Consider the following 10124-nt stretch of genomic DNA (forward strand, 5'->3'; position numbering starts at 1 on the left):
CCGTGAGCTCGACCATTCGCATCAGCCTCGCCCAGATCACCAGTGGCGAACACCCCATCGAGAACCTCGAACTCGTCGACACCCACGCCCGCGCAGCCGCGCACGCCGGGTCGGACCTCGTGGTATTTCCGGAGGCGACGATGCGCTGCTTCGGCGGACCCATCCGCAAGTTCGCACAGCCTCTCGACGGCGAATGGGCCGACGCGGTGCGCTCCATCGCGTCGGACGCAGGGATCACCGTCGTCGCCGGGATGTTCACCCCCGCCGAGGACGACCGAGTGACCAACACTCTGCTCGTCACCGGCCCTGGCATCGACGCGAGCTACGACAAGATTCACCTGTTCGACGCCTTCGGATTCGCCGAATCCGACACCGTCGCACCGGGTTCGGACCCTCTGGTGGTCGATATCGCCGGAGTTCGGGTTGGCTTCGCCACCTGCTACGACATCCGATTCCCCTCGCTGTTCCAGAAACTCGGCGACCTCGGCGCGGAACTCGTCGTCGTTCCGGCGTCGTGGGGATCGGGTGAGGGCAAAGTGGATCAGTGGACCTTGCTCGCCCGCGCACGCGCGTTGGATTCGACGACCTTCATCGCAGCCTGCGACCAAGCCGAACCCGCTGCCGCCGAAGGCAATGCACCATTGGGCGTGGGACACAGCATCGTCTGCTCCCCCACCGGTGAGATTCTCGGTCAACTGGACGCGACTCCCGGAATGCTGACCATCGACATCCACACCGAACTGGTCGACGCCGTGCGTGCAAACCTGCCGGTATTGAAAAATCGCGTCGCCTTCGCGTGACGAATCCTGCTCGGTGCAGGTTCGGCCTTTCGTGAGACCTGGCGCGGGAACGCGGTTTCGAGTCACCTCCGTCGTGAAAACGTGGTGTGATGTCGCTTGTCGAATCGGAGAAGTGGCGGGGCACTTCCATCGTTTCAGAAGGAGACGACGATGGTGCAGGTCAACCGACGGGATGCGTTACGACTCGGGTCGATCGCGGCGATGCTGGGCGGGTTGACGTCAGCGACGGCGTGCTCGAGCAACGACGCCGCGAGCGGCGCCACCGGTACCGATGGATCATCTTCCCCGAAACGCGTACTCGTTCTCGGTGCAGGCATGTCGGGTCTGACTGCCGCACTTGCATTGCACCGGCGCGGTCACGAGGTAACGGTTCTCGAGGCTCAGGACCGAATCGGTGGTCGCCTCATCTCCGTCGAATACGAGAACGGCCAGTTCACCGAGGGCGGTGGAGGGCATTTCCGGCTGAACATGCCGTTGGTCACCGGCTACGTGAGCACTCTGAAGCTCCCGATCGTCGCGATGAACGACGGCGCTCCCGAATATCTGATAGATGGCCTGCGCGGCAACAACACTCAGCTCGGTCGTCGACCCTGGGATCTACTCGAGTCCGAACGCACCGTCGAACTGAGTTCCATGCTCACGAGCTATTTCGTGCCGCTCGGCGCAGACTTCACCACCGTCATCGACCCGGAGTGGCCCGATGCGGCTGCCGCCGACAAGTTCGACGGATTCACCGTTCGTGAATTGCTCGCCGACGCCGGTGCATCGGACGATTTCGCCAAACTCGTCGCAGCCCAGGCCGGCGGTTTCACACTGGAAGTCAGCGTTCTCGGTTTGCTTCCCGACTTCGCCTACCATTTCGGCGACCGCAACTTGTACCGCGTGCAGGGTGGAAACGAGCGGATACCGCGCGCCCTCGCCGAAAGGCTCCCCCAGGACCGCATCCACATGGGCTCTCGAGTGGTGGTCATCGACCAGAGCGGTTCGGACGTCGAGGTGACCACAGCGGACGGTCGCGAATGGACTGGGGACGAAGTCATTTCGACGATCCCCTTCACCGTCCTGAAGGACGTCGACATCCGCCCGGCGTTACCCGATCGAGCACGGCAGGTGGTCGACGGCATGGTGTGGAGCGACATCGTCAAGGTGTATCTGCAGACCTCGAAACCGACGTGGCTGGATTCCGGTGTGCGGGGTTGGCCCGTGGCGGCTTCCGACCGGCCATGGGAAAGACTCATCGACATCACCGGCAACGAGCCGGGCGGGCGCGGGAACGCGTTCTTCTACCTTTCCGGTGCCAACGCAACTGCCTATCTCGCCCAGCCGAAAGAAACCCGGGCACGAGATCTCGTGAACACCTTCAACGCCGACATGCCCGGAATGATCGAGGACGTCGTGGAAATCGGCGAGTTCTCCTGGCCCGATCAATCCTGGATCAAGGCCGCCTTCGGCGATACACCTCTGGACGGCGGCTGGATGTTGGACGAGATGAAGAAGCCCGTGGACCGGCTGCACTGGGCCGGCGACTTCACCACGTTCAAGTCGGGCTGGGTCGAGGGTGCGATCGAGGCGGGCCTTCGCGCCGCACGCCACATCGACCCCATGGCACCGGCCGAACACGAGGTCGTCTGAACGAGAACACGAGCCCCCATCCGCGATGACGCACACACTCCTTCTCTCGAACAAGGACTTTCGACGATGAAAAGAACACCACTTCCGGTGGGCCTCGATGGATCCACGCCGAAGCACGCAGTCTTCGGCGAGCAGTCATGACCGGACGCGCGCTACCCGATACAGGCCACAACGCCTGGAGACGAGGCCGATCGACGTGGGCGATGCTGGACGCGGAACCGTTGATCTACGGCACCGTGATCATCATGACCGTGATGGTGGTCGGAGCGGACGATACGGACGTCGATTTCGGTGACGCGACAGGAATGGTCCTCGGGCCGATGGTCGCGACTGCCGTCGCGCACCTCTTCTCGTCGTGGTTGGGGTACGTGAACAGCCACCACCACATGCCCGACGGTGCAGACAGGCGTCATTTGCTCTGGCACTCAGCACATTTCCTGCTGCTGACAGTGGTGCCGCTCATCATCATCGGGCTCGGACGTGTGAGCGGTCTGTGGTCCGCCTACGGCGCACTCGACACCATTTCCGATCTCGCATTCTTGTTCCTGCTCGTCCTCGGAGCCGCCAGCGGCTGGCACTCGAGCAAGAGGAAATGGCGTGGGGCAATTCTCGGAGGCCTGGTTGCCATCGTCGTCGGTTTGATCGTCACAGTTCTCAAGGTCGTACTCGAGCATTGACAACCGAAAAAGAGGAGTCGACCATGGTTCTCCGCTCCGCCACCCCGTCCCGCCGACGCTGGGCCACAGTGGCTTTCGCCGTCGCAGTCATGCTGTCGGCATGTTCTTCACCTCAGGAAGGGTTCACCGAGATGGACCCCGGTTCGGGCACGCTCGTGGCCTCGTCCGGCTTCGACGTTCGGCGGGACGGCTTCTCCTTCCCCAACTGGGGACCGTCGACAGCGGAGCATGGCCAAGGGCTCACACCGGCCTCGATGCAATCGCTGTTCGGGGATGCCGTGTGCACTCCAGGAACCGAGAGCGACCGATGCGTTCTCTCGCCGATGGGACGGGTCACCTCGGAGGTGTTCGAGAACGGAATGAACGGTGGTCACTGCTTCGGAATGGCCGCGGTCGCAGGGTTGGCCTACCGCAACGCGATCGACACCTCGTCTTTCGTCGCCCCCGGAGCAACACTGTTCGATGCACGTCCCTCCCCCGCGACCGATGCCGTGATCGCGCGATACTTCAACACCCAGGAGGTCGAACCGACAGCCGACTCCGAGATGTCCGAACCTGTGGACGAGGTGATCGATCGACTCACGTCCGCGTGGGCCGAAGGGCAGGACTATCTACTCGCCTTCTACACCGAGGACGGAACGTCCGGCCATGCCGTGACACCGATCGCGATACGCGATCTGGGCGACAGCAAACGCGGAATTGTCATCTACGACAACAACTATCCCGGCGTCGAGAAGATGATCGTCACCGATACGGCCGCCGATACGTGGTACTACACCACCTCGGCGGACCCCGCCGACGACAGCTACCTGTTCTCCGGGACCCCGGACAATCGGTTGAAGTTGTTTCCGCTGGCCGAGATGACCGGCGTTCATCAGTGCCCCTCCTGCTCCGAAGTCGGTGCGCAGGACCAGGACTACTTGGTGTTGGTCACCGACAACACCAACGATCCGGTCGATCTGACCGATGTCGAATGGAGCTTGTCGGTGTCCGACAGTGACCGGGTGAGACGGTCAGCGTTCATCAACAACGACAACACAGCGTTGTTGGAGGCCTCGATCGACACACCGATGCGGCTCACGCTCTCCGACGTCGCGGACAACGATCGCGACGCGTCGATCGACATCTCCATCCTGTCCGACGGTTGGGTGGTTCGATCGACCTCTCTTCGCCTGCCTGCGGGCGCGTCGATCGTCGCCGAGATCAGCCCAACCGAGCGATCGATGACGCTCACGACCGACACCCCCACCACGAGTGACTACACCGTCGCCACCGAGGATGCTCGGGGATCGCGGTCTGCATTCGTCAGCACCATCGACCTACCCGTCGGCGGCAACCTGGTGGTCGGCCCGACGGATACGGATACGTTGCGCCTGAGCGACGGTGCAGGACAGGTGCTGCGTGAGGTAGCGATGACCTGACCGCGAACTCGAAGTTGTGGACGAAATTCGACCGAAAAGCGTCCATAACTTCGAGTTCGCGGTTACGCCGAACAGAGTGGACATATTGCCTGCGTAACTGCGAACTCGCGGCACACACGACAACGCCGCCGACTCCCGATGGGAGCCGGCGGCGTTGTCGTACAGCGGGAGCTAGCGGGAGCTGACGTCCTGGTAGTCGCGCTCGGTGTAGCCGGTGTAGATCTGGCGCGGACGGCCGATCTTGCCGGTCGTGTCCTCGTTCTGCTCGCGCCAGTGCGCGATCCAGCCCGGGAGACGGCCCATCGCGAACAACACCGTGAACATGCGCGGCGGGAAGCCCATCGCGCGGTAGATCAGGCCGGTGTAGAAGTCGACGTTGGGGTAGAGCTTGCGCTCGACGAAGTAATCGTCGGTGAGCGCGGTCTCTTCGAGCTTGAGCGCAATTTCGAGGAGTTCGTCGCCGTTGCCGAGCTTGCCGAGGATCGTGTGCGCGGTTTCCTTGACCAGCGTCGCGCGCGGGTCGAAGTTCTTGTACACACGGTGTCCGAAGCCCATGAGCTTGACGCCGTCTTCCTTGTTCTTGACGCGACGCAGGAAGTCCGTGGCGTCGCCGCCCTCGGCCTTGATCTTGTCGAGCATCTCGAGCACCGCCTGGTTGGCACCGCCGTGCAGCGGGCCCCACAGCGCGTTGATGCCGCCGGAGATCGAGGTGAACAGGTTGGCCTGCGAGGATCCGACGAGGCGGACCGTCGACGTCGAGCAGTTCTGCTCGTGGTCGGCATGCAGGATGAGCAGCATGTCGAGTGCCTTGACGATCTCGGGATCGACCTCGTACGGCTCGGCCGGGAAGCCGAACGTCAGGCGCAGGAAGTTCTCGACCAGGCTCTTGGAGTTGTCCGGGTACAGGAACGGCTGGCCGACGGACTTCTTGTAGGCGTACGCCGCGATGGTGGGCAGCTTGGCCAGCAAGCGGATGGTCGAGAGTTCGACCTGCTCCGGATCGTTGGGGTCCAGCGAATCCTGGTAGTACGCCGACAGCGCGTTGACGGCGCTCGACAGTACCGGCATGGGGTGCGCGTTGCGCGGGAAGCCGTCGAAGAACCGCTTGAGGTCCTCGTGCAGCAGAGTGTGTCGACGGATCTTGTCGGTGAACTTCTCGAGCTGATCCTCGGACGGCAGCTCACCGTAGATCAGCAGGTAGCTGACCTCGATGAACGACGACTTGCCCGCGAGCTGTTCGATCGGGTAACCGCGGTAGCGCAGGATGCCTGCGTCGCCGTCGATGTAGGTGATGGCCGACTTGGTCGACGCGGTGTTGACGAACCCGCCGTCCAACGTCGTGTAGCCGGTGGTGGCCAGCAACTTTCCCAGCTCGATGCCGTTGTTGCCCTCGGAGGCCTCGGCAATCGACATGGAGTACTCGCCACCGGGATAGGTGAGGGTGGCTTTGGCATCATTCTCAGCGGGCACGAATGGTCCCTCTCGAACTCGTGTAACGGACACGTACTTGAAGCGGACAGTTCTAACGTCGATAGTGAAACTAGTCTCTCGACGCCTCGGACGCCCAGGGAGGGTCGGCACCGGGTCGAGAAACCGTGATTGCCGCTGCTTTTGCGGCGAACTCGAGCGCTTCTTGCCAATCTTGCTTGCTCATCTCTTTCACCGCGTTCGATGTGACAATGCTCTCCTTCTGCAAAAAGCTGAGCAGAGCTCCGTGCACGGTGTCACCAGCGCCGATCGTATCGACGACGTCGACGGCGACACCCGGTACCGAGATCTCCTCGGCCACGGCAACTCCGGTGCTCGACGTCTCCCCTGGCGCCGTGAACACCGAGATTCCGTCGCCGCCGCGCGTCATGACCACCGCGGTGACCCCGGCCGCGAGCCAGTCGTCGACCGTTGTGCCCTGGGTTCCGAGCCCCAACCAATGCGAGTCGTCCTCGGACACCTTGAGGATGTCGATGCTGGGCAACCACGAACGGAACCGGTCGCGAAAGCCGTCGGCGGTGATGTCTCCGCTGGTGCTGTCGATGGCAGCGGGCCGAATGTTCGGGTCGAGCATCGTCAGCTTGCCTGCCGCCCGGGCCCGGTGCAGCAGGCCGGCGTACATCGAGGCACCGGGCTCGTAGAGCAGTGACAGTGTGCCGAACGAGAGCACGCTGATCTCGTCGGGCAGATCGCCGGGATCGGCAACGAGGCGGTCGGCCGTGCCGTCGGCGTAGAACGAATACTCGGCGCTGCCGTCCTCGGCGAGCGTGGTCATCGCCAACGTCGTCGGCTCGTCGCCGCGCTGCACCCACGTGGTGTCCACTCCCGCGTCGCGCAGACTCGCCAGGATCTGCTCGCCGAACGGGTCGCGGGAAATCCGCGAGAGATACGCCACGGGCGAGCCCAGTCGACCTATCGCGACGGCGACATTGAACGGGCCGCCACCGAGCTTGGGCGAGAGCAGCGGCCCCTCGTGCACCGGAACCAGATCGACCAACGCCTCGCCGCACACCAGAATGGTCACTTCTCGTACCTCATTCCCCAGGTGCCGAACCAGGATTGCCCCGGATCCAGCACGATCAGATCGATTTCGGAGTTCAACACATCGGGCGGGCACGTCATCGGCTCGATCGCCAACGCCCGTCCTCGATCGGGATAGGCCTGATCGTTGGCGGGATCGGCAGTGAACACCTGGACCCAACCGAAGCTGCTGTCGGTCCACAGCACGGTCGCGGTGCCGTCGGGGCCACGAAGAACATGGTTCGCTCGGCCGTCGGCCTCGGGCAGCGACGCGCTGAACGGAGTGTCCAGCTGCACGCCCTGCAGAGTTCGCGGCTGCCGGAAGTCGTACTCGGTATCGGCCGTAGGGACCGAATTGCCCACGGGGAGATTGCGAACCGGGTCGAGCGGCAGCCGCGTCCCGGCCGAGAGCTCGAGCGTGCACTCGTCGAGCGGCACGTCTCCCACCCTGACGAACGTGTGAAAACCCATCCCGTACGGCGCGGGCGAATCACCGGTGTTCTTCGCCGACGCGGTGACGGTGAGACCGTCGGCCGACAGCTCGTGCACCACGGTCACCGTCACCGAGAACGGCCAACCCTCATGCGTTCCGATGTCCACACTCTGCTCGACGCGACTGTCGGTGTGCTCCACGAGAGTCCACGCCACACGTCGGACGAATCCATGACTGGCGTTGCCCCGCGAAGGCTCGGTGATCTCCAACCGATGCTCGACGCCTTCGAACGTGAACGTGCCGTCGGCCGTTCGATTGGGCCACGGGGCCAACACCAGTCCCGCCGACAACGGCGGCTTCGAACCCGCCTCCCACGTCTCGGTCAGCGGGGCGCCGTCGTACTCGAGCACTCGAAGGCCCGCTCCGACGGCAGCGATGTCTGCCCGATACTTGCCACTCGTCAACGAATACGTCTGCGCGTCAGCCATGGGTGCCATTCTTTACCACCGCACCCACGCGATACCGGATGAATGCAGGAAGAGCCAGCGCGGCGATCGACACCCCGATGACGACCAGCACTCCACCGCCTGCCGCTGCGGCCGCGGTACCGACGGACGCGGCCGCTGCGCCGTGCAGCACGTCGCCGACGCGCGGGCCACCGGCGACCACGACGATGAAGACACCCTGCAGGCGACCACGCATCTCGTCGGTGGCGACCTGCTGCAACATCGTGCTGCGGAAGGCTGCGGAGATCATGTCGGCTCCGCCGCCGAGGGCGAGGAACGCCAGTGCGAACCACAGGGCGACGGTGGTGGCCCCGTCGGTCGCCGCGCCTACGGCCAGACCGAAGCCGATCATCGCCACGCCCCACACGACGATGCAGATCAGCACCGCCAGACCCTGCCGTCGTACTCGGGGCAGCCAGCCGGAGAACACGCCACCGACCACCGCGCCCGCGGACATCGCGGCGAACAGCATGCCCAACACCGGACCGCCCGACGCCGGATCGCCGAAACTCTCGTGCGCGATCTGCGGGAAGAGCGCACGGGGCATACCGAACACCATCGCGATGATGTCGACGACGAACGAGGCCAGCAACACCTTCTGCGTCGCGAGGTAGGCGAAACCGTCGAACACCGAACGCAACCCGGCTCGCTGACCCGACTTCGCCGGCGGAATTCCCGGTAGCCGAATCACGGCCCACAGTGTGGCGAACAGCGCGATGGTGTCGATCAGATAGAGGGTCTCGAGCCCGATGTAGTAGATGAGGATGCCGGCACTGAGCGGGCCGGCGATAGCGCCGAAGTTCATCACCGTCATGTTCAGCGAGTTCGCGGCCGGCAGCTGCTCGGCAGGCAGGATTCGCGGGAGAATCGCGCTGCGCGTCGGCTGATTCACCGCGAAGAATGCCTGCTGAACGGCCAACAGCACCAGGATGATCCACACGTTGTTCAGGTCGAGGAACGCCTGCAGCCAGAACAGCGCCGACGTTCCGATCAGACCGCAGGTGGTGATCATCAACAGAGTGCGGCGGTCCATCACATCGGCCAGCGCCCCGCCCCACAGACCGAACACGATGAGCGGCACCAGCGCGAACACGCCGGTGAGGCCCACATAGGCCGAGCTCAGCGTGATCTGGAAAACCTGTTGCGGCACAGCGACGATGGACAGCTGCGCCCCGATGACGGTGACGATGTTCGCCAACCACAACCGCTTGTAGGCCGGGGTCTTCAGCGGAGTGGTGTCGGCGAGAATGCCGCGCAATCCGCTCACGGCTGCAGACGCTCGATCACACCGCTTGCCACCGTCAGACGAATTCGGTTGTGCATGCGGCTCGTTCGGCCCTGCCAGAATTCGATGGTCTCCGGTCGGACACGGAAACCGCCCCAGTTCGGCGGAACCGGCACCTCGATTCCGTCGAACGTCGCGGTCACCTCGGCCAGTCGCGCAGCCAGATCCTCCCGCGAGCCGACGGGACGCGACTGCTCGGACGCCCATGCTCCCAACTGGGAGCCGCGGGGCCGCGTGCGCCAATACGCCTCGGTGGTCTCGGCGTCGACCTTCACCACCGGGCCGCGAACAGTGAGCTGGCGGGCAATTCCGATCCACGGGAAGGTGATCGACGCATACGGTGTCGCGGTGAGCGCACGGCCCTTGTCCGAGTCGTAGTTGGTGTAGAACACCACCCCGTCTGCGTCGAAGTCCTTGCACAACACGGTGCGGGTGGCGGGTCTACCGGCCTCGTCGACCGTCCCCAACACGATGGCGTTGGGCTCGGGCAGATTCGCGGCCATCGCGTCGGACAACCACTGCTCCGCCAGCGCACACCACCCGCCCGCCAGAGCATCGACGTCGAGGTCCTCGGGCTCTCCGTAGTCCACCCGCATGTTCGCCAGGCGCTGTTCATCTGCAGACACAAGCCCAGACGCTACTCCCGCGTAGATCCCGGCTATGGTTCTGACGAAGTACGCCCGGATGCGGCGCAGAGCCGGGTGCAGTTGCGACGAGGGAGTCCACAGGCCATGGCTGTTCAACGAGTTCCCGAGGATTTCGTCTCCGGTCTCGAAGGTGTCGTCGCGTTCACCTCCGACATCGCCGAACCCGACAAGGACGGTGGCGCACTGCGCTACCGCGGCGTCGACATCGAAGAACT

9 protein-coding genes and 1 pseudogene are annotated in these 10124 nt (G+C 64.1%); 5 read left to right on the forward strand and 5 right to left on the reverse strand.

What is annotated here, in order from left to right; all coding sequences use genetic code 11:
• Positions 1–2 precede the first annotated feature (2 nt).
• The 4 genes from CH295_RS03540 (at position 3) to CH295_RS03555 (ending at position 4530) form a co-directional block, all read left to right on the forward strand.
• Positions 3–800 carry a carbon-nitrogen hydrolase family protein gene (locus CH295_RS03540; protein WP_094633055.1) on the forward strand — a complete coding sequence of 266 codons (798 nt, stop codon included), beginning with the start codon at positions 3–5 and terminating at the stop codon, positions 798–800.
• Positions 801–950: 150 nt separating this feature from the next.
• Positions 951–2432: a flavin monoamine oxidase family protein gene (locus tag CH295_RS03545; protein WP_094739796.1), complete on the forward strand. Its 1482-nt coding sequence runs from the start codon at positions 951–953 to the stop codon at positions 2430–2432.
• 137 nt (positions 2433–2569) lie between these two features.
• On the forward strand, positions 2570–3109 hold the full coding sequence (locus CH295_RS03550; protein WP_141216947.1) for a hypothetical protein: 540 nt from the start codon (positions 2570–2572) through the stop codon (positions 3107–3109).
• 23 nt (positions 3110–3132) lie between these two features.
• Positions 3133–4530 carry a hypothetical protein gene (locus CH295_RS03555; protein WP_094739797.1) on the forward strand — a complete coding sequence of 466 codons (1398 nt, stop codon included), beginning with the start codon at positions 3133–3135 and terminating at the stop codon, positions 4528–4530.
• A gap of 171 nt (positions 4531–4701) precedes the next feature.
• On the opposite strand, the gene CH295_RS03560 is transcribed toward CH295_RS03555, so the two are convergent.
• The 5 genes from CH295_RS03560 to pdxH all read right to left on the reverse strand — a co-directional run bounded on the left by CH295_RS03560 (position 4702) and on the right by pdxH (position 9858).
• Positions 4702–6000 carry a citrate synthase gene (locus CH295_RS03560; protein WP_094633051.1) on the reverse strand — a complete coding sequence of 433 codons (1299 nt, stop codon included), beginning with the start codon at positions 5998–6000 and terminating at the stop codon, positions 4702–4704.
• 70 nt (positions 6001–6070) lie between these two features.
• Entirely contained in the window at positions 6071–7042 is a 972-nt protein-coding gene (locus CH295_RS03565) for a carbohydrate kinase family protein (RefSeq protein WP_037191725.1), read from the reverse strand.
• Positions 7039–7968 carry an aldose 1-epimerase family protein gene (locus tag CH295_RS03570; protein WP_094739798.1) on the reverse strand — a complete coding sequence of 310 codons (930 nt, stop codon included), beginning with the start codon at positions 7966–7968 and terminating at the stop codon, positions 7039–7041. Before CH295_RS03570 ends, CH295_RS03565 begins: the two co-directional genes overlap by 4 nt.
• Complete coding sequence (locus tag CH295_RS03575) at positions 7952–9244, reverse strand: MFS transporter (protein ID WP_082898834.1); 1293 nt, start codon at positions 9242–9244, stop codon at positions 7952–7954. The genes CH295_RS03570 and CH295_RS03575 overlap by 17 nt, the downstream gene beginning before the upstream one ends.
• Positions 9241–9858, reverse strand: coding sequence for a pyridoxamine 5'-phosphate oxidase (pdxH, locus tag CH295_RS03580; RefSeq protein ID WP_141216950.1), 618 nt, complete (start codon positions 9856–9858; stop codon positions 9241–9243). The genes CH295_RS03575 and pdxH overlap by 4 nt, the downstream gene beginning before the upstream one ends.
• A 135-nt stretch (positions 9859–9993) precedes the next feature.
• Here pdxH and CH295_RS28205 point away from each other — a divergent pair.
• Positions 9994–10124, forward strand: a pseudogene (locus tag CH295_RS28205) (citrate/2-methylcitrate synthase); the annotation flags it as partial.

The sequence above is a fragment of the Rhodococcus sp. 14-2483-1-2 genome (genome assembly GCF_002259405.1).
Classification (GTDB): Bacteria; Actinomycetota; Actinomycetes; order Mycobacteriales; family Mycobacteriaceae; genus Rhodococcoides.